The 19,521-nt window shown below is 66.6% G+C and carries 14 protein-coding genes; 9 read left to right on the forward strand and 5 right to left on the reverse strand.

The annotated features are described in order from the left end of the window. Nucleotides 1–7: 7 nt before the first annotated feature. The 7 genes from AB0K18_RS49305 to AB0K18_RS49335 all read left to right on the forward strand — a co-directional run bounded on the left by AB0K18_RS49305 (nt 8) and on the right by AB0K18_RS49335 (nt 9,230). Nucleotides 8–1,522, forward strand: coding sequence for a hypothetical protein (locus AB0K18_RS49305; protein ID WP_364929813.1), 1,515 nt, complete (start codon nt 8–10; stop codon nt 1,520–1,522). Next, nucleotides 1,506–2,483, forward strand: coding sequence for a PrgI family mobile element protein (locus AB0K18_RS49310; protein WP_364929815.1), 978 nt, complete (start codon nt 1,506–1,508; stop codon nt 2,481–2,483). Before AB0K18_RS49305 ends, AB0K18_RS49310 begins: the two co-directional genes overlap by 17 nt. Beyond that, a complete protein-coding gene (locus tag AB0K18_RS49315; RefSeq protein ID WP_364929818.1) occupies nt 2,480–4,201 on the forward strand; it encodes an ATP-binding protein in 1,722 nt (573 codons plus the stop codon). Before AB0K18_RS49310 ends, AB0K18_RS49315 begins: the two co-directional genes overlap by 4 nt. Then, nucleotides 4,198–6,543 (forward strand): DUF87 domain-containing protein, encoded by a 2,346-nt coding sequence (locus tag AB0K18_RS49320; protein WP_364929821.1) that lies wholly within the window; start codon nt 4,198–4,200, stop codon nt 6,541–6,543. Before AB0K18_RS49315 ends, AB0K18_RS49320 begins: the two co-directional genes overlap by 4 nt. Beyond that, nucleotides 6,540–7,439, forward strand: coding sequence for a replication-relaxation family protein (locus AB0K18_RS49325; protein ID WP_364929824.1), 900 nt, complete (start codon nt 6,540–6,542; stop codon nt 7,437–7,439). Before AB0K18_RS49320 ends, AB0K18_RS49325 begins: the two co-directional genes overlap by 4 nt. Continuing rightward, nucleotides 7,439–8,383: a bifunctional lytic transglycosylase/C40 family peptidase gene (locus AB0K18_RS49330; RefSeq protein ID WP_364929827.1), complete on the forward strand. Its 945-nt coding sequence runs from the start codon at nt 7,439–7,441 to the stop codon at nt 8,381–8,383. Before AB0K18_RS49325 ends, AB0K18_RS49330 begins: the two co-directional genes overlap by 1 nt. Nucleotides 8,384–8,534: 151 nt before the next feature. Next, nucleotides 8,535–9,230, forward strand: coding sequence for a DUF6082 family protein (locus AB0K18_RS49335; RefSeq protein WP_364929829.1), 696 nt, complete (start codon nt 8,535–8,537; stop codon nt 9,228–9,230). A 143-nt stretch (nt 9,231–9,373) separates the two neighbouring features. Here the strand turns inward: AB0K18_RS49335 and AB0K18_RS49340 are convergent, their stop codons facing one another. The 3 genes from AB0K18_RS49340 to AB0K18_RS49350 all read right to left on the reverse strand — a co-directional run bounded on the left by AB0K18_RS49340 (nt 9,374) and on the right by AB0K18_RS49350 (nt 12,479). Beyond that, a complete protein-coding gene (locus AB0K18_RS49340; RefSeq protein ID WP_364929832.1) occupies nt 9,374–9,712 on the reverse strand; it encodes a hypothetical protein in 339 nt (112 codons plus the stop codon). 29 nt (nt 9,713–9,741) lie between these two features. Next, nucleotides 9,742–10,656 carry a hypothetical protein gene (locus tag AB0K18_RS49345; RefSeq protein WP_364929835.1) on the reverse strand — a complete coding sequence of 305 codons (915 nt, stop codon included), beginning with the start codon at nt 10,654–10,656 and terminating at the stop codon, nt 9,742–9,744. A gap of 848 nt (nt 10,657–11,504) precedes the next feature. Beyond that, complete coding sequence (locus AB0K18_RS49350) at nt 11,505–12,479, reverse strand: bacterial transcriptional activator domain-containing protein (RefSeq protein WP_364929838.1); 975 nt, start codon at nt 12,477–12,479, stop codon at nt 11,505–11,507. A gap of 265 nt (nt 12,480–12,744) precedes the next feature. Here AB0K18_RS49350 and AB0K18_RS49355 point away from each other — a divergent pair, with 265 nt between their 5' ends. Further along, nucleotides 12,745–13,746, forward strand: coding sequence for a helix-turn-helix transcriptional regulator (locus tag AB0K18_RS49355; protein ID WP_364929841.1), 1,002 nt, complete (start codon nt 12,745–12,747; stop codon nt 13,744–13,746). 16 nt (nt 13,747–13,762) lie between these two features. Beyond that, nucleotides 13,763–15,646: a S9 family peptidase gene (locus AB0K18_RS49360; RefSeq protein ID WP_364929844.1), complete on the forward strand. Its 1,884-nt coding sequence runs from the start codon at nt 13,763–13,765 to the stop codon at nt 15,644–15,646. Nucleotides 15,647–15,839: 193 nt separating this feature from the next. Here AB0K18_RS49360 and AB0K18_RS49365 read toward each other — a convergent pair whose 3' ends face one another. Both AB0K18_RS49365 and AB0K18_RS49370 read right to left on the reverse strand, forming a co-directional pair. Next, entirely contained in the window at nt 15,840–16,754 is a 915-nt protein-coding gene (locus tag AB0K18_RS49365) for a hypothetical protein (protein WP_364929846.1), read from the reverse strand. Between the two features lie 60 nt (nt 16,755–16,814). Beyond that, a partial coding sequence (locus tag AB0K18_RS49370; RefSeq protein WP_364929849.1) for a LamG-like jellyroll fold domain-containing protein occupies nt 16,815–19,521 on the reverse strand: 2,707 nt, incomplete at its 5' end.

Consider the following 19,521-nt stretch of genomic DNA (forward strand, 5'->3'; position numbering starts at 1 on the left):
GGCGGCCTTGGCCCGCCTCAGAGCGTTCGGGTTGTTCGCTCTGCTGGCGGTCGGTGCGACGGCGCTCGTCTCGGCGCTGCTCAGCGGGGTCGCCCGTGCCGCGCCTGCGACGCCCGTACCGACTCCTACCCCTTCTGCCGCGCCCAGCTCGTCGCCGGCAGAGCCGGAGCTGGACTGCGGGTTCATCGATGTGGCGTGCAAGACGCGGCTGGCGATGGACGAGTGGTTCACGCATCTTGTGGAGTCGGCGACCAAGCCGGTGTTCGAGTCTCTCGGCTCGACCGTACTGGCGACGCCGGAGCTGGATTCTCCCGAGATGGCGCGGGCCAAGCAGTTGTGGGAGCTGTCGCGGACGATCGCGAACACCTGCTTCGTGCTGCTGGTGACGGTCGCGGGCGTGATGCTCATGGTCGGGCAGGCGCTGCCGGGCGGGACCTCGGCGCGGGAGCTGCTGCCTCGGCTTGTGTGGGCGTTCCTGGCCGCGAACCTGAGCCTGATCGCCATCAAGTACGCGATCACTCTGGCGAACGGGCTGAGCCAGGCGTTCCTGGTCGATGGGGCCGAACGGATCGATCCGAAGCTCGTGTTCGACGCGATCAAGAAGGCGGTTCTCGCGGGCATCGTGCTCAAGGGCGTGTTCTTCGCCTTCGTAGCGCTCGTGGTGATCGTCCTGGCGGTCGGTGTGCTGTTCACCTACATCGTTCGGATCGCGCTCACCATGGTCGTGATCGTGGCGGCCCCGCTCGCGTTGGTCCTGCATGCGCTGCCCGTCACCGAAGGGATCGCTCGGCTGTGGTGGCGGGCGTTCGCCGGGCTCCTGGCGATTCAGATGTGCCAGTCGCTCGTGCTCGTCACGGCGCTGCAACTGCTGTTCTCCGCCAATCCGGCCGACGACGACTCGTTCTGGATTCCGAGTACAGCGGACATGACCGACTTGCTCATGGCCATATGCCTGCTGTTCGTCCTGCTCAAGATCCCTGGCTGGGTCGCGCGAACCATTTGGCAAGCGAGCAAGCCTCGGGCCCTTTCACGGCTGGTGAAGTCACTGATCGTCTATCGCGGGCTGAACATGCTCCTCGGCAAGGGGCTCAATGCCGCCCGCGCCGCGCGCCGGCCCAAGCCGCCGAAGCCGCCCACCTCGCCGGGCGGCAAGGGCTGGCCCAGCGGCCCTCCTGGCGGAGGTCCGAGCGGTGGATCGGGGCCGAACGCGGGCGGGCCGCGTCCGGGCATGCCGCGCCATCCGCGTCGTCCACCGGGGACGACCGCCGACAAACGGCGTCCGGGCGGTGGGGATGCGCAGGTTCACCGTTCATCCCCACCAGCGCCCATCGATAGAGGGCAGCCCGCCGGTCGTCCGCAGCCGACGCCGCGTCCCCGACCTGTTGTCCGGCGCGACCGGCCGCCCAATGGGGCCGTGCCTTCTGAGCCCCGTCGTTCACCGCCGCGCCCGTCACAGGTCGCGTTGCGGCTCCAGATGCCTCGTCTCCCCAGAAGGGCGGCACGTCGTGCGCCACGCAAGTAAAGAACGGCTGGTCGCGAAGATCCCAGCCGATGTCGAGATGCCGGACAAGCTCTTCGCGAACCTGACGGTCCGGCAGGTCGCGATCCTGGGCGGAACCGGGGTGCTGGCTGCCTGGGTGTACCTCATAGCCGGCAACCGGCTGCCTCTCCCGGTGCTCGTCGCGATCCTCCTGCCGTTGATCGCCTGCGGATGCGCGCTGGCACTTGGCAGGCGGGATGGGCTCAGCCTCGACCGGCTCGCTCTCCATGCCTTCGGCCATCTGCGGCGGGACCGCAAGCTGGTCACCACCGAGGAAGGAGTCCTCCCGCCGCCGGCCTGGTGCCGGGTCCGGGGCCGTCTTCCAGGTGCGTTGCGGCTCCCGGTCCGGGCGATCCGCGAGGACGGCGTCATGGAGCTCGCGGAAGGCGGGACCGTTGCTGTCGTCCGTGCTGGGACTGTGGCGTTCGGGTTGCGGACGGGCGAGGAGCAGGCGGCGCTGGTCGGGGTGTTCGCCGGGTGGTTGAACTCGCTCGATGCGCCTGTGCAGATCCTTCTACAGGCGCGGCCGGTTGATCTGTCCGACCTCGCCGACGTAATCGAGGGTGCAGCAGGGCGGCTGGCCGATCCCGCGCTTGAGCAGGCGGCCCGCCAGCATGCCGAGTTCCTCGGTGAGCTGGGCGCCACTCGGGACCTGCTGACCCGAGATGTTCTGGTCGTCGTTCGTCACCAGGACACCGAGCAGCCGCCTGGGTTCACGCGGAGGTCCCGGCGTGCGGCTCGGCGGGACAGCTCGGCGTCCATCGTGATGCGTCGCGCCGAGGAGACCGTACGTTCTCTGCTCGGTCTCGGTGTTCAGGCCGTTGTCGTGGGCGCTGAGGAGGCTCGCGATCTGCTCGTACGGTCGCTGTCGCCGCGCCGTCCCGAACCGGTCGGGGCCGCCCATCCTGATGAGCCGATCACGCTTGGAGAGGGGGCTCGATGAGATTCACCCGGCCTGCCGGCGGCGACGAGGAGCTGGCCCGTACCGCCGCTGCCCTGCCCGGCCCGTCGTCCTTGAAGGTCAACGCTCGTTCGGTCGAGTTCTCGGACGGCGTGTGCGCGTCGTTCGCGATCGCCGGGTATCCACGGGAGGTCGGCGCGGGCTGGCTCGAACCGCTCACCGGTTATCCAGGGCACCTCGATGTGTCTCTGCACATCGAGCCGATTCCGCCGCTGATCGCCGCCCAGCGCCTGCGACGCCAGCTCGCCCGCCTGGAGTCCGCCTCCGCAAGCGCCCGGATGCCGGACTTCGCGGCCGAGGCCGCCGCCGACGACGCCGCTGAGCTGGCCGCGTCCCTTGCCAGAGGGCATGGCCGGCTATTCCGGGTCGGCCTCTATCTCACCGTGCACGCCGCGGACGCCGAGGAGCTGGAGGCGGAGGTGCAGCACGTCAAGGCACTGGCGGCGTCGCTGCTGCTGGACGCGCAGCCGACGACGTTCCGGGCGATGCAGGGATGGACGGCCACGCTTCCGCTCGGCACGGACACGCTGAAGACCCGCCGGACCTTCGACACCTCGGCGCTCGCGGCGGCGTTCCCGTTCGCCTCGCCGGATCTGCGGCCTCGGCTCGGTGAGACGCCGGTGTTGTTTGGGCTGAACGCGTACTCCTCCGGCGTCGTGTTGTGGGATCGGTTCGCTCATGACAACTACAACTCCGTGACGATCGCCAGGTCGGGGGCGGGCAAGTCGTACTTCACCAAGCTGGAGGTGTTGCGGCTGCTGTTTCACCAGGTCGAGGTGTGCGTGGTCGATCCCGAGGACGAGTACCGCCGCCTCTCGGATGCGGTCGGAGGGACCGTCCTCGGGCTCGGGACGCCAGGGGTGTGCTTCAACCCGTTCGACCTGCCCGCCTCCGCTGACGAAGATGCACTCGACCGGCGCGCGATGTTCTTCCAGACGCTGGTCGCGACCATGCTCGGCGAACCGCTCACTTCTGGGACGAAGGCCGTCCTGGACAAGGCGGTGATCGCCACTTACGCGGCTCAGGGCATCACCTCGGATCGGCGCACGTGGAAGCGTCCCGCGCCGCTGCTCGCCGACCTGGTGACGATGCTGGACGCCACCGACGCGCCGGAGGCGCGCGAACTGGCCGCTCGGCTCGCGCCGTACGTGTCCGGGTCCTACCGGAGCCTGTTCGCCGGTCCGACCACAACGCGGCCCGACGGTCACCTAATCGTGTTCTCGCTGCGGGACCTGCCCGAGGAGACCCGGCCGGTCGGGATGCTCCTGGCGCTCGACGCGATCTGGCGGCGCGTGTCCAACCCCGCCGACCGGCGCCGGCGCCTGGTCGTGGTCGACGAGGCATGGACGCTGATGCGCGAGAACGAGGGCGCAAGGTTCCTCTACCGGCTGGCCAAGTCCGCCCGCAAGCACTGGGCCGGGCTCGCCGTCGTCACCCAGGACGCCGCCGATCTGCTCGGCTCTGACCTCGGGAAGGCTGTCGTCTCCAACGCCAGTACGCAGGTCCTGCTGCGGCAGGCACCGCAGGCCATCGACGAGATCGCCGAAGCCTTCGACCTCACCGAAGGAGAACGGCTCTTCCTGCTGTCGGCCAGCCAGGGCGAGGGACTGGTGTGCGGAGGCGTCGGAGATCGCGCCGCTTTCGTCGCCGTCGCCAGTACGTCCGAGCACGCGCTCGCCACCACGGACCCGGCCGAATGATCGCCGATCCAGGGCTCTGGGGAGCCGTCATCGGTGGTACCGCCGGTCTCAGCGTGGCCGAGGCCGTCCTCTGGCGGTGGCGCAACGCGCGCTTCGGCCGTAACGCTCGGCTGGTCGAGATCGCGGTTCCGCCGCAGGTCGAGGCCGGGAGCGCGGCTGCCTGGTGGGCGCAGGTGATGGGGCTGACCGCGCCGTGCTGGAAGCGGGTCCTGTTCGGTCAGCCTCATCTGGCCTGGGAGTACGTGGCTGATGCGGCCGGGGTCCGGGTGCAGGTGTGGGTGCCGGGGGTCGTGCCGCCTGGGCTGGTCGAGAAGGCGATCCGGTCGGCCTGGCCGGGGGCGGCCGTTACCACTCGTCCGGCTGAAGCTCTCCGGTCGCGCGGTGCTGTCGTTTCCCGAGGGCGGATGGTTCTGGCTCGGCCCGACCACTACCCGCTCATGACCGCGCACCGCAACGATCCGCTGCGCGCGCTCCTCGGTGCGCTCTCGGGGTTGCGCCAGGGCGAGCACGCCGCCGTCCAGGTTCTGGTCCGCCCGGTGACCGGGCGGCGGCTGTCAGCCGCGCACCGCGCTGCCTCGGCGCTGCGGAACGGCAGGTCCAGCAGCCTTCGGGCCGACCTGTTCGACGTCATCACTCCGGGCGGCCTGCATCACAGCCGGCCCGGTGAGCTGTCGCGGTTGTTCCCCGAGCGTGCCGAAGAGATCCGGGCCATCCTCGCCGAGGCGAATCAGCCGCGCTTCTCTGTCCAGATCTCATACGCCGTGACGAGTGACCGGCCTGACGCCTCGGACCGGCTCCGTGGTCGTGCCCACGAGATCGCCGCTACCTTCGCGCTCTTCGCCTCCGGTCACCAGTACTTGCGCCGCCTGCGGGGCCTCGACCTCCCCGGGCGCATGTCGAAACGCCGCATGAACTCCGGCTACCTCTTGGCCGTCGATGAGCTGGCCGCGCTGGCCCACCTGCCCTACGACCAGGCCGCTCCGGGCGTCACCCGCGCCGGAGCGCGGCCTGTCCCGCCCGCGTCCGACGTCCCCACGTACGGAAAGGACGTTCGTGTCCTGGGTGACGCCGAGACCGGCCACCCGCGCCCGGTGGGGGTCACGGTGGCTTCGGCCCGTCAGCACCTTCACGTCCTCGGACAGACCGGTGTCGGCAAGTCCACCTTCCTGGCCAACCTCATCCTGTCCGACGCCCACGCCGGCCGAGGCGCCCTGGTCATCGACCCCAAGGGCGACCTGATCGACGACGTACTCGACCGCCTGCCCGAACGCGCCATCAACCGGACGGTCCTCTTCGATCCGGCCGAGCCCGGCAATCCGCCCTGCTTCAACGTCCTCGCCGGACCGGATCCGGCGTTCGCGGTCGATTCGATCGTCAGCATCTTCCACCGCTGCTTCGCCTCGTCCTGGGGTCCGCGGCTGGACGACCTCATGCGCTCGGCCTGCCTCACCCTCGTACGGACTCAGCGCAACCGCGCGACCCTCGCCGACGTGCCGAAGCTCCTCACCGACACCCCGTTCCGTGCCCGGATCGTCGGCAAGCTCGACGACGAGCTGCTGCGCGGCTTCTGGTCCGCGTACGACGAACTGTCACCCGCCGCCCGCGCCTCGGTGATCAGCCCCGTCATGAACAAGCTCCGCGCCGTTCTCCTGCGCCCGTTCGTCCGGGACGCCCTGTCCGGCGGGGCCTCCACGTTCGACCTGGCCCGCACCCTGGACACCGGTGGCCTCATCCTCGCCCGACTGCCCAAGGGCGTCCTCGGCGAGGACGCCGCGCGCCTCTTCGGCTCGCTGCTCCTCGCCCACACCTGGCAGGCCATCACTCCTCGCGTACGCCTGCCCGAACACGAACGCCAGGATGCCGCCGCCTACATCGACGAGGCCCAGAACTTCCTCAACATGCCCATCTCCGTCAGCGACCTCCTCGCCGAGGCACGCGCCTATCGCTTCTCGCTGACGCTCGCCCACCAGCATCTGTCTCAGCTTCCCAAGGACCTCCGCGAAGCCGTCTCCGCCGACGCACGCAACAAGGTCTACTTCACCGCCTCACCGGAAGACGCTCACGACCTTGCTCGCCACGTCGGCCCCGTACTCACCGCACACGACCTGTCCCACCTGGGCGCGTACCAGGCGGCCGGGCGGATCATGACCGGCGCAGGAGGCCCGTCGCCGGCGTTCACCTTCCGCACCCGTCCACTCCCCGATCCGATCCCCGGCCGCCAGGAAGCCGTCCGAGCCGCCTCCCGAGCGGCCTTCACCCGTCCCGAGACCACCACGGCCAGCAAGCCGAAGCTCCGCCTCCCTACCGATCCACGCCGAGCCCACGAGGAGGGCGCTATATGACCCGGCCGAACTCACCCCGTCGTCTGCTCTCTTCCCGGCACCCGCGCGCCCGTGCCGGCCAAGCCCTCATCACCGGCCTTGCTGAACGCCTCACCCCACGAGACGCCGAGATCCTCGACGCCGTCTGGGAACACCGCGTCCTCACCACCGACCAGCTCACCGCCATCTTCTTCCCGAGCATCCACCGCGCCCGCCACCGCCTCCTGGACCTGTACGAACTACGTGCCCTGGACCGCTTCCGCCCCTGGGCCCCTATTGGCAGCCGCCCCTGGCACTGGATACTCGGCCCCACCGGTGCCCACCACCTGGCTGCCCAGCGCGGCATCTCACCCGCCGAACTCCGCTACCGCCCCGACGCGGCCGGCGCGATCGCCTTCTCATCCCGTCTTACGCACCAGGTAGGCGTGAACGAGTTCTTCGCCCAGCTCCACGCCACGGCCCGCCGCCGAGCTGATGGATGTGAAGTCGCCGAATGGTGGCCCGAACGCCGATGCACCGCACTCTGGGGCGACCTCGCCCGACCGGATGCCTTCGGCCGCTGGACCGAGCCCTCCCCCACCGGCCAGCCGGACACCATCGACTTCTTCCTGGAACACGACACCGGCACCGAGCCCCTGTCCCGCGTCCTAGCCAAACTCGACGGGTACGCCGCCCTCGCCGAAGCAACCGGCATCAGCACGCCCGTACTCTTCTGGCTCCCGAACCCGACCCGCGAGGCCAACTTCCGCAAGTTCCTGATGGCCCCTGACGTCCCCGTGGCCACCGCCGTCCACACGCCCGCCACGGCCCCCGACGGGCCCGCCGGGCCGGTGTGGCTACCAGCCGGATCAACCGGCCCCCGCCGCCGCCTGATCGCCCTACGGGACGCATGGGGGCGCACGGACGTTCCCGCGTAATGCCGGTCATCATTGGCGCGGCGATCGGGGCGCTCGCCCTGATCGCCGTCCTCGTCAGCGTCATCGCCGCTGTTCTACCAGGTAGCAACGTTCCGAGCGCCTCCTGCGATACGTCCGCACCGGCCGACATCCCGCCCCAGTACCTCGACCTCTACCAGCAGACCGCCGCCCGCAACGGCATCCCCTGGACCGTCCTGGCAGCGGTCGGCAAGGCCGAGTCCGACCACGGCCGAAGCACCGGACCCGGCGTCACCACCGGCACCAACCAAGCCGGAGCAGCAGGACCGATGCAGTTCATGCCGGGCACCTGGCAAGCCTTCGGCATGGACGGCAACGCGGACGGCACCCGCAACATCTACGACCCCGCCGACGCCATCCCCGCCGCAGCCCACTACCTCCGCCACAGCGGCGCACCGACCCACCTCGACCAGGCCCTCCTGCGCTACAACCACGACCCCGCCTACGTCACCAAGATCCTGCGCATCGCCGACTCCTACGCCACCTCCTGCCCGCCCCTTCTACTCAGCGGTTCGGAACGCGGCGCGACTGCCGTGGCGGCGGCGTCCAACTGGCTCGGCACCCCGTACTCCTACGGAGGAGGCGACCTCAACGGCCCGACCACGGGGATCGGGCTGGGCGCGAGGGTGATGGGCTTCGACTGCTCTGCCCTCGTCCGTTATGCCTGGCACCAAGCAGGAGTCGCCCTGCCGCGTACCGCTGAGGATCAGTGGCTGGCCATCCCCCATGTCCCGCCCGACCACCGCGCTCCCGGCGATCTCGTGTTCTTCCAGGGCTCGGACGGAGCCCCGGGCCGCCCCGGGCATGTTGGCCTCGTCATCGACGGAGATCGCATGATCGAAGCCCCACGCACTGGCGCAACCGTCCGCATCAGCCACTACACAACCCGACGAGACCTTGTTGGTTACGCCCGTCCGGGTGGTTGAGGTCCGCCACGTTCCCCCGCGTAATCAGCGGCTACGGGTAGCCCATCACGCGCCGCACCTGTAATGGGACCTTGGCAGCTGTTGATGTAACCGAGGACGGGCACTCTTCGGGGAGGCGGACCTAGTGAGGGCTGTCGCTAAATGGACCGGTATGGCGCTGGCTGCACTCGTAGCCCTGTCGGTGCTCCTGGCGTCGCCGTTCGCACTCGGGCAAGTCGCTGATTTGACGGGTGTCGATTGGGCCTCACTCGCCGACGTGGGTGACGCCTACGGCTCCGCCGTCGCACTGTTGACCGCAGTATCGCTGTTGATGCTGGCTGGCTCGGTCGCCTTTCAAGCCCGCACAGCGCGGATCTCGTCAGAAACCGCCGTACGGATGCTCCATGTCGAGATGATGCGTTTCACGATCGACGACCCGACGCTCATGCAGGTGGGCGGTACTCGGTGGGACGGTTCGCACGAGTCGGCCGAGGTGATGCGGATGTGGGGATACGCCAATCTTCAGCTCGCGCTCTTGCGGTCGTTCTACGCGCTCAAGGAGACGACTGCAGCCGAGCTACGTCTGATCATGGCCGGCAGGTTCACGTCCCAGATCGCACGAGAGCATTGGGAGTTCAACCGCACTTGGTACCAGGCCAGCGAGCGCACTCATCGTGACCGACAGTTCGACGAACTCGTCGAGGAGGAGTATCAGAAGGCTGTCCAGGCGGGCGAAGCACTCCCGGAACGTCCGCGAAAACCGAAGGGCAGCCTGGGGCCCAAAGACATCGTCGTGGGCGGGATGGCAGCAGCCCTTGCCGTCGGGGTCGGTGTGCTTCTCGGCCAGCGGCATAGCAGTCGAAGATGATCAGGGCCAAGCACCTGTGCCGGTTGGCCCGGCCACCGATGGCGCAGTTTCGTCCCTGTGCCGTTCTTGGATAGACCGCTGGAGACGCTACAACATAAGGCGGGGATCGGTCGCAGCCGATCCCCGCCTATGCGCGCCGTGCGTCAGATGTCGCCGCCCCGTAGGCGGCAGGTGCGTTCGTCGGCCGGGTCCAGGAGGATCGCGGGCAGCTTGTCCATTCCCAGGTCGAGGGCGCGGTGTATGCGGTGCCAGCCGTCGATCACCAGGCGGTTGCCGGGTGGCAGGGCGCACGGGAGCGGGACGATCAGGATGGGCTTGGTCACGTCGACCGTCGCGGCGTGCTTGGGATCGATGCGGATGAGGTCCTTGACGCCGGTCAACGTCCGGATAGCAGCCGGGCGTACTGGGTGGCGTCGGGCCAGGCGGGTGGCCAGGTCTACATCCCATGCCCACCCCAGCAGGGTGAACATCTCGTCGGCCATGGTTTCTCCTCTCGTGTCAGGGCCGATGACTACGCGTCCTGCGGCTTCGCGGCGCGGAAACGGTTGGGGTGCTCGCTGACGAGTTCGGCCTCGCCGTTGCGCGCGAGGGTGTCCAGGGCGTTGGCGACCGCTCCAGAGGAACGGCCGAGCACCTTGGCAATCTCGTTGGCGGTGAACGTCAGGTCGGGGTACTTCGTCAGGTGTGCGACCACGTCCGGGCGCAGGGGCCTGGGTGTGCTGCGGTCACCGCCCCGCGCGGAGCCCCACCCGGCGGCGGTCTTGGGCTGGGTGGCGCGGGTCGCCTTCCGTACTTCTGTGGTGCCGCTGTAGATGGCCTCCAGGCCCGTGGTGAACGCCGTGTCATCATCGGACAGGAGGGCCGCGTAAGTGGTGGTGACGGCGTTGAGCAGGTCGGTCAGGGCGCGGCGCGTGTCCTCGATCCTGCGGGCCTTCGCCAGGGCCTCAGCGGCCTGCTGGCGGCGGGCCTCCTCCTCTGCCTGAGCTCTGGCCAGCTCGGCCTCGGCCTCCGTGCGGCGGGCCTCCTCCTGTTCCAGGAGGCGCATGGCGTCGGCGAGCGATATGGCGGTGCTCTGCTGCTCCGTCTCGGGCGTGGTCGGGTCCTCGATGCTGGCGTCAGCGGCTGTGTCCGGCGGGACGTCGTCGTCCTCCTCCGATGTGGTGTCGAGGAGGATCGCGGACCACTGGTCAGGTAGGGGGCGGCCTTCCTCAGAACGTCCCCCGGGGGTGCGGCTGGCGTGGCCCGCCTCGGCGAACGCCGTCAGTGCCTTCGTCGCGGTCGGACGCGATACCCCGGCCGCCTCGGCGATCATCGTGACGGATGCGGCCGGGGTGGCGATCAATGCTTCCCATACCTTGGCCGCAGCGCCTTCAGGGCGAAACTCGGCCGAGGTTTCAGCCTTCTCGGCCACCGTGTTCGCTGTCATTTTTTCTCCTTGTACTGGTGTCGTGCGCCGGAATTTTCCGGGGCCATTTCGTTCGTACAAGACGACTATTTCTCGACGTCGAATGCGAAGCAAGCCGATTCGGCAGCGCGTTGGTAAAAAAGGGCGGCTCGCGAACGCCTGACCAGGCGGGAAATCACGGACCGATCCGGGACTCCTGCCGATCAACTACCTAATTAGGTGTCACCAATAAAGGAGGTGGGGGCTGTAGAATTACATGTGGAGACGTAGGAGTGACAGGCCGCTGGCATAAAGCATCGAGGGCCGCTTCATGGCGAGTATTCGACTCGTAGAGCGAGTCGGGCGGGTCACCGGTACCCCGCACGGCCCCGCCTACCTGCGCACGCGCCCCCACGCAGGGGTACTGGTCAAAGCGGTAGCCCGAACGGTAGGGCGATCGGCACACCGACCTGCGGGCCGGAGCAGCAGAGCGCAAAGATCGCGCAACGAGGGCTTCCCACCTCTGGAAGCCAACCTTCCCACGGCGGGCATGCCCGTAGTCTGAGGGGTGGGACCAGCCGGATAGCAGCCGGCTGGTCCCTCTCTATGTGGCAGCCAGCGTGACCTGGCGACAGGTCAGGCGGGCTGCGCCGAGGGTCGGCCTCGCAGCCGGGTACTGCGGCATGCACGCGGCTGCGAGGCCACCTGCTCAGGTCTTGAGGACGCTGGGCAGTGAGGGCATCAGAATCGCCGCTACTTAGCTCGGCGAAACTGCCGGTTCAATGCGTAATAAACGCATGGGCCACACCCCCTTTCAGTTGTGCGTCCGCGTATACGCACGGGTTATATAAGCGCTCACCTCCGCGACCACCGTCAAGTAGAGCAATTACTCAGCTGAGGTCGGTAAGCCTTCGATAGAGCTGCTCTGTTTGCGGGGACGGCCTCCTCGCCCGAGTGCGCAGCCGTTCCAGGACTTCGTCATAGCAGTAATGGATCGCCTGCAGCCTGCTGAGGCGGGCGTAAACCTCCATTCGCCTGCGGTACAGATGCTCGGCGACACCGTCGAGTTCGGTGGCGCGTTCGAGATAAGCGACCTCGGCTTCGGGCTGCTCCTCCAGGTCGGCGAGTTGAGCGAGGGCTTGGACGACGGCACGGTTCAGAGAGTCCGCCGCGCCGCGCGCCCAGCCGAGGTCTACGCCGGGGAGATAGGAGCCGGTGTAGAGGTCCGTGGCGGCGATCAGCGCGGCGGCCTTCTCCGGCCCCTTGGCCCGGGCCGCGGCGGTGAGGAGGTCGCGGATCTGCCAGACGTCGCAGGTGTAGAGGTCAGGGTTGATCCGGTAGCCGGTGCTGCCCATGAACTGAATGACGATCCGCCCGTAGTTGCCTGGCATCCCGAGCGCTTCGCACATCTTGGCGCGCGTCGCCTTGAGCAGGCCGGCGAACCGGTCATGCGGCATCTCGGTCTCCGGCCAGAGCTTGTCGCAGGCCGCTCCCTTGGTGAGCAGGGAGGAGCGGTGCTCGGCGAGCAGGCCGAGGAGAGCCCAGGTGTCGGTTCCCCAGCCGCCCGCCGTACGGTTGCGCCCCTCTATGCTGCACTGGCCGAGGAGGCGGATCAGGCCGCGCCGGTCGGCCGCCGACGTGGGGGCTGGCTCTGGTTGTGGAGCGGGCACCGCCGGGATTTCATGGGCCGTTCTTGCGGGCACGCTGACTGTCTCCGCCTCAGGGCGGACATCGGTGGGTCGCTGCGCCCGTCGGCGCCGCGAGCCGTACGAACCGAACGTCACCAGGAGTCCGACCAGGCTCCGTATCGCCGACGATCGTCCGGCCAGTGCCCTCGCCGTCTCCCCAACGAACTGCCGCCGCATGTTGCCTCCCTCTCCGCTCTTGAGCGTTCGCACTGATCAGATCTCGCGCGGTGCGGAATCGGAGAGCCTGAAACTCCCCACGGCGCCTACTGACCAGGGGCAGTGCCATCCAAGGACGCGGGATCGCCTTGTACAGCGGGGATCTGGAGCCCCGTACGCGCTGGTGAAAACCCACCATCGCGCGGAATCACTCACCTTCGACACGGCCCACGAAGGACCATCACAGTAAGCATCTAAGCCACTACCCTCTGTCTCGGGGGTGTCAGTGGACGGGCAGAATCAGATCAATGCACAGCGCCTGCTGGCGGGTGTCGTACCGGACGAGATCTTCGCGTCATACTCCAAGCTGCTCGCTGAGGACGGCTGCCAGGAGGGCGAGGCGGCGTCCCTGCTGGGGAGCGCTGAGCAGGTTGCGGAGCTGACCGCTCGCGGGATGGCGCACCTTCGGCCGGACGGTCCGCTACTGCCGCCGCGCCTCGTTCCCGCACCGCCCGAGCTCGCGCTTCAAGGCGTCCTGTCGGAGCTTTCGCGCCGCCTCGTCAACGATCAGGAGCGGCTGCTGGCCGGGCACAAGCGGCTGAGCGAGTTCCACCAGACGTCGGCGGCGTCGTCTTCCAGCTCCGGCATGGACAGGCTCGTACAGATCGTCACCGACCGAGACGAGATCAGCCGCCTGTCGTACGCACTCATCAACGCGGCCCGGCACGACTGGCTCACCCTCGACAACTACGTCCTGGAAGCGCCCGTTGAGGACGCCACAGGGTACGCGCCACTGCCCGTCTTCGAGGGGCAGGTGCAGTGCCGCGCCATCTACGAGACCCGCTGCGCGGAGCACCCGATCGGCGCGAAGACGATCGAGGCCGCGGTGGCGGCCGGTGAGCAAGCGCGGCTGCTCCCCCGTATCGGGATGAAGATGAAGCTCGCGGACGAGGCCGTCGCGCTCCTTCCGCTCACGCCCACGGGGATGGGCGGAGCGCTGCTCGTACGCTCGCCGGTCATCGTCGGCGCCCTGCGGGAGTACTTCGAGCTGTTGTGGGAGAAGGCGATCCCGTTCGGCAGCTCGAAGGCCGCCGGTCCCCTCACGCCGGCGCAGGCGCAGGTGCTGCAGCTGCTCACTCAGGGACTGTCCGACGAGGCGATCGCCCGGCGGATGGACATCAGCGTCAACACCGTACGCAGGCACTGGACCGCCATTCGCGATGAGCTGGGTGTGGAGACCCGCTTCGCCGCAGGAGCCGCAGCGGTGCGCCGCGGCTGGATCGACTGACTCGAGAGGCTGCCACATGCTTGGATACCTGGACTTCGTCCCGCAGCAGCGGTTCCAGCGCACCCTTGCGCTCTCGCCCAACGGCAAGCTGGTCGCCTACTCCAGCCACGCCTCCGGCCACTATGACCTGTGGGTGGTGCCCGTAGCCGGTGGTGAGCCGCGCCGGCTGGCGGGGTTCGACAACCGGACCGTACGGCAGTTCGCCTGGACGCCCAGCGGCGATCAGCTGGTCTTCACCGCTGATGAGAACGGCGACGAGCAGTTCCGCATCTACATGGTTTCTCTCCAGGGCGGCGAACCGAGCGAGGTCAGCTCGGGCCCGGACTGCCAGCGCATCCTGGCCGAGTCGCCGTTCGACCCCACCGGTCGGTTCCTTGCCTACACCGCCAACGACCGCGATCCGGCCGCCCAGGACCTCATCGTCCATGACCTGACGACCGGCGAGCTCCGTCGCTTCACGCCACCCGAAGGTGTCGCGTTCGAAGCCGTCAGCCTCTCCCCCGACGGCCGCTGGCTGCTGGCGACCGGCTTCCGTTCTAACACCGACATCGCGGTCTACCTCACGGACCTGAACGACCCTGATGCCGAGCCCGCCTGCGTGACGTCCGCGCTCGGTGAGGGTGTCTTCGAGCCCGGTGCCTGGGCCTCGGACGCCAGCGGCTTCCACCTGCTCACCGATCACTGGAGCGACTTCACCGCCGCCGCCTTCTACGACCTCGAAGCCAAGTCCCTGCACGCGATCGCCGCCCCGAGCTGGGACGTCGAAACCTTGGACGTCGCGGCGGGCGTACGCATCTGGTCCGTCAACGAGGGCGGCCGCTCCCGCCTGCACGCCGAACGCAACGGCTCCCCGCTCCTGCTCCCCGACATCCCGCCTGGCGTCATCTCGGCACTGTCCCTGGCACCGGACGCCTCGTTCGCCGTCCTCCTGATCGACTCGGCGGCGCGGCCGGCGGAACTCGCGGTTCTGGACCTCGCCAACCACGACTTCTGCTACCTCACCGACACCCGTCCCGCCGCCCTGCGCGTCATCAACCCCATCGTCCCTGAGCTGATCACTTATCCGGCGAGCGGCGGCCGCGACGTCCACGCCCTCCTCTACCGTCCGGACGGCCCAGGCCCGCACCCGGTCCTGCTGTCCGTGCACGGCGGCCCGGAGGCCCAGGAGCGTCCCATCTACGCCCGCTCGGGCCTCTACCAGCACCTTCTCCACCAAGGGATCGCCATCCTGGCCCCGAACGCCGCCGGCTCCACCGGCTACGGCACCGCCCACCAGAAGCTCATCTACCGCGACTGGGGCGGCATCGACCTCGACGACCTGGACCACGGCATCCGCTACCTGCAAACCCTCGACTGGGCTGACACCAACCGCCTCGCCGTCATGGGAGCGTCGTACGGCGGCTTCGCCGCCCTGTCCTGCCTCGCGCGCCTGCCGTACTCGTGGGTCGCGGGCGTCTCCATCTGCGGCCCCAGCAACCTCGTCACCCTCGCCAAGGCCTCACCACCCACCTGGAAGACCTTCGTCGCGACCGTCCTCGGCGACCCCGACACCTGCGCCGAACAACTCCTGGCACGCAGCCCCGTCACCCACGCGGACGGCATCACCGCTCCCCTGTTCGTCATCCAGGGCGCCCACGACCCACGCGTCCCCCAGGCCGAGTCCGACCAGATCGTCGCCCGGCTGCGTAAGCGTGGTGTCGAGGTCCGCTACGACATCTATCCGGACGAGGGCCACGGCTTCACCAACCGCGCCAACGAGCTCAAGGCGTATGAGGCGGTCAGCGCTTTCCTTCATGCTCACCTCAGTACAGCAGACGCAGACAGGCCCCAATCGATTCCCGTACGTAACGTGGGAAATGACCCAGTTGTCAGTATCCGCTCTCGTAGAGAGCATGCTTGACGAGCTGCTCCGAGAACTGCCTTAAGCAATCGCAATGAAGGAACAGCCACCAAGCTCTCGGCGGGCACCGGTTCAGTAGCGATCTTCGCCCGGCTACCACATGGCCGGGCTGACTGGCCCGGAGCCGCGCGGCAGTTGGCCGGACCGCGCCGGTTGATCACGACAGCCGAGTGCCAGCGCGGCGCCCTATGCATCATCCGTATAGTCGCTCGTCTTCTGGCCACTGGCACTCATTCGGGTCATCCTTGGTGCAATGATCGGCGATACGCACGATATGTATGCTCTTAACGTAGTCCTGCTTGAGGAGCTTGCGAAGCAGCAACGGATTTTCGGCCGGCCGAAGGAAGCCATAGATTTTCCCATTCCGTGCCGCGTCCTTCAGACGAGCAACGCTCAACCCGAAGTGCTGAAGCGCCTGCTCATCAGAGGACTGCAGGGAGTCCACCCAACGACGAAAGTCCTGCGTGATTTCATCACCGTCGCCGCCGCACATTCGACAGAACGTTCCTAGCATGTTGTCCCAGTAGACCGGCACCTCGCTCAGTGCGGGAGAGAAGACCCCGTTGTCCACAGGTAAGTGCTTATGGCTGCGGATTTCATCAATTGTCATCGGGCGAGCCAATTCAACAACCGCAGTGACCTTCTTTGCACGGCTCACTCGCTGTAACGTGGCGTCAACTTCCTCTTTCGCTGGTTCGCCACCTTTTCCCACCCGGCGTAGCGCGGAAGCCAACTTGCGAGAATCAGGCGTGTCAAGTCGCCGAATGGCTTCTCCTAGCGGCACCGGCCTGCGGTCGCCACCCATCGTATAAGAGATACGCCCCGAGGCCTCGTCTTGGCGAATGCTAAACGAGGCGACTGCACCTTCTCCTTCCATGTTCGCCGAGACATGCACATCAATAGCCATCTCGTCGGGTCTGCGCTGGAAGGCGCGGTCACCATAGTCAACAACGTATTCAGGATGAGACACGCGAAAAGCGTTGGCCGTGACGTAGCCGAAGCGATCTACGTCCGTATATATCGAAGTAGAGTCGACGACGCTGCACGCCGCCATCAACATCGCACACAGCCCTAACGATGTTGCCTTTCTGTACATCATCAAGCTCACGCCTCTCGCGATGAAGCCGGAACGGGGCACAGACATCGCGCCCCGTTCCGACAGTCGATATTACTGGCTCCTGATGCAGTTCTTCTTCAGCGAGCCAGCCGTTGTTCCATTCGGAACCGCCCAGTTGCAGGATATACCAACCCGCTCTTCCTGGTATGTCTTCTTCTTGCCATTCTTATCTGTGTAGTACGCGAAGGTGAGATGGCCGGTCAATTCAGACCGATAAGCCGTTATCAGGCACTTTCCAGTTACGTCCGCACACTCGCCCCTACCCAAATAGGGATCGAAAGTGACGGGCTTGTTCGCGTAACCACGTTTCCATTTAGCGGTTGCTTTCTGGCATACGTCCTCCATCGACGTCGATACCTGATAGCTTCCGCTTACATCACCTGTCCCCTGCGCCCCTTCGAAGCCGACTCTGAAACCGATTGTTGAACTAGTGCTCATTTTGGCGACTTTGAAGCAGGATGTTGCAGTTATCGATGCCGTGGAGTTCTTTAAGATGTACTTAGCCAGCGCGTTAGTCCAGCTCGCCACAGGCGCGTTGGGGCCAGTACCCCAACTACGACCCCTCGGGTAGAACTTCATGGCATTCCTGACGGGGTCGAGTTTCCACTGGACGACTCTGTTCGAGCACGAACTGGGTGAACAGTCCGAGAACGGCTCCCAATGCGAAGCCATCGCGATACCGAGAATCCAGCTCTTCTTCAGCGGGATCGAATCGAAACCGTACTGCCAGTACTTGTCGCTAGCAGGAGGAGGCGGGATATCCGCTACCGCAGCGACTGACGCCGAAGCGTCACCGCTTCGCGCAGAGGCCGTGGGGGGTCCGCTGCTATCCCAAAGATATGCTACATCGAAGTCCCCGAAGTCCGTTGAGTCTTCCTCCACCTCAAGCGGGACTTGGATGACCGTCATGTTGCCGCACCGGTCGAACACGTGCACATTGATCGTCGGATCGATCGGTTCGACCTGGCCATCCACTTCGCTAAGGCTGCTCGATTCGGTTGATGGGTCGGGCTCAGTCCACGCTCTCTTGACGGTTGCCAGCACTCGTACCGTTCCGTCTGGCATGGCCTGCACCACACTGTTTTCTAGCGTCACCGTTGAGTTCGTCCGGCTCTGACCGAAACTTTCCAAAGCAGCCCTCTGCTCGACCAACGCGGTGTTGAGCAAAGACAGCTTAGCCGTACTCGGTGTCCTTGGTGTCACTCCGGAAACGTCCCACACTGTCTCGGCTCGCCCTTCTAGCACCGCATCTTGCGCTTCGTAGTAGCGCTTCACACGGTCGACGTACTCCTGAGCACCGGACTCGCTACTCGCTTTAGCGGTTGCAGGTGGCGTGTCCAAGAAGGGAATGCAGGCATCGTTCTCCGCGGGCGGAGGAGGGACAGCCTTAGGAGTGACGGAAGTACTCTCCCATTCGCTGGTCCCGAATGGTGTCTTGGACCGCACTCTGATGGTGTAGGTCTGGGCGTTAGTTAGTCCCGTTATGGCTGCGTACGGATCCTTGACTTCCAGAGATTTGACGATCGTCCCACTGCCGTCAGCTACCTCAACGTCATAGCCGGTGAGAAGGGCGACGCTTCCCGTCGTTTCAGGAATGCCCCAACTCGCGGTTGCGCTCCCATCGCCTGCTTGTGCAGCTAGGTTGAGAACTTTGCTTGGAGGTCCTGCCGGAAGGTAAGTGAGAACGATTGATGGCTGTTCCGTCGCTGAGACTTCTCCGAAGCTGAGGAAGACTTCCTTATTGGAGGTAAGCATCAGCCAGCGATCCTCATCGCCAGCGATGTCGGCCTGTGGTGCGCTGATCGGCAGCTGGAACAGTTCCACGTCGGGATCGACGTCGCCCGCCAAGTCCGACCCCTTTGTCTGTGAGGACACAGGATTCTTCAGTGGTGCGACCGTGATCACCGTGTCCGCTGGGCAAGCTCCTCCGTCGCAGGTAGGCGTACCAAGCTTAAGGATGGCCTCGGCAACGCCAGCGCCCTCGGGAAGTTCGTCTAGCCTGAATCCAACGACAGCAGCCGTACTGTTGGTGCCGGTGCCTCCGATCCTGATCGTAGTGGAATCCGTCACCGTGCACGGCGATCCATCACAAGCAGTGGGATCGGTCATGGCGGATTTGATGACGAAGCTGTCCTTGTTCAGTGTGAGATGCCGGACGTCCTCCACCGGATTCGGTGCAGGTGTGCCAGGGGTAGTGAAGCTGACGGCGGCAGTCTTGGGCGTGCAGATTTCCTCGATACCCGATCCGTCCGCTGGTGCCGTAGCTGCAGCAGAAGCAGTACTTGAACGGTCTGCGACGACTGACGCTGTTGTGCCACCGAGCGGGGTGTTCATATCGGTAGCGATCTCAGCTGAGGTCTGTGCCCGGTTGTAGATGCGGACGTCGTCGATGATCCCCTTGAAGTAGTCGCCGTACATGGTGTTGCCGCCGATGTGCAACTCTCCGCTGTCGGTGCTGATCGGGCCGGTGATGGTTTCTTCGTTGACCAGCGTGCCGTTTCGGTACAGGCGGGCGGTGCTGCCGTCGTAGGTGACGGCGAGGTGCGTCCAGGTGTTGGCGGACAGTTTGCTGCGCGCGTCGACGGTCTCCACGGCCTCATCATCGATGAGGAAGTAGCCCTGCGGAGGGCCGCCGGCGGAGGCTGCGTAGAGGCCGTAAGACAGCAGGGCCGTTGCGTTCTCGACGGGTGAGACTGTTGAACCCCTGAGCCGGGTGGGCAAGTAGAGGCGCCCCAGTGCGGAGATGACGAACGCGACC

It is taken from the genome of Nonomuraea sp. NPDC049421, from assembly GCF_040677005.1.
Classification (GTDB): Bacteria; Actinomycetota; Actinomycetes; order Streptosporangiales; family Streptosporangiaceae; genus Nonomuraea; species Nonomuraea salmonea.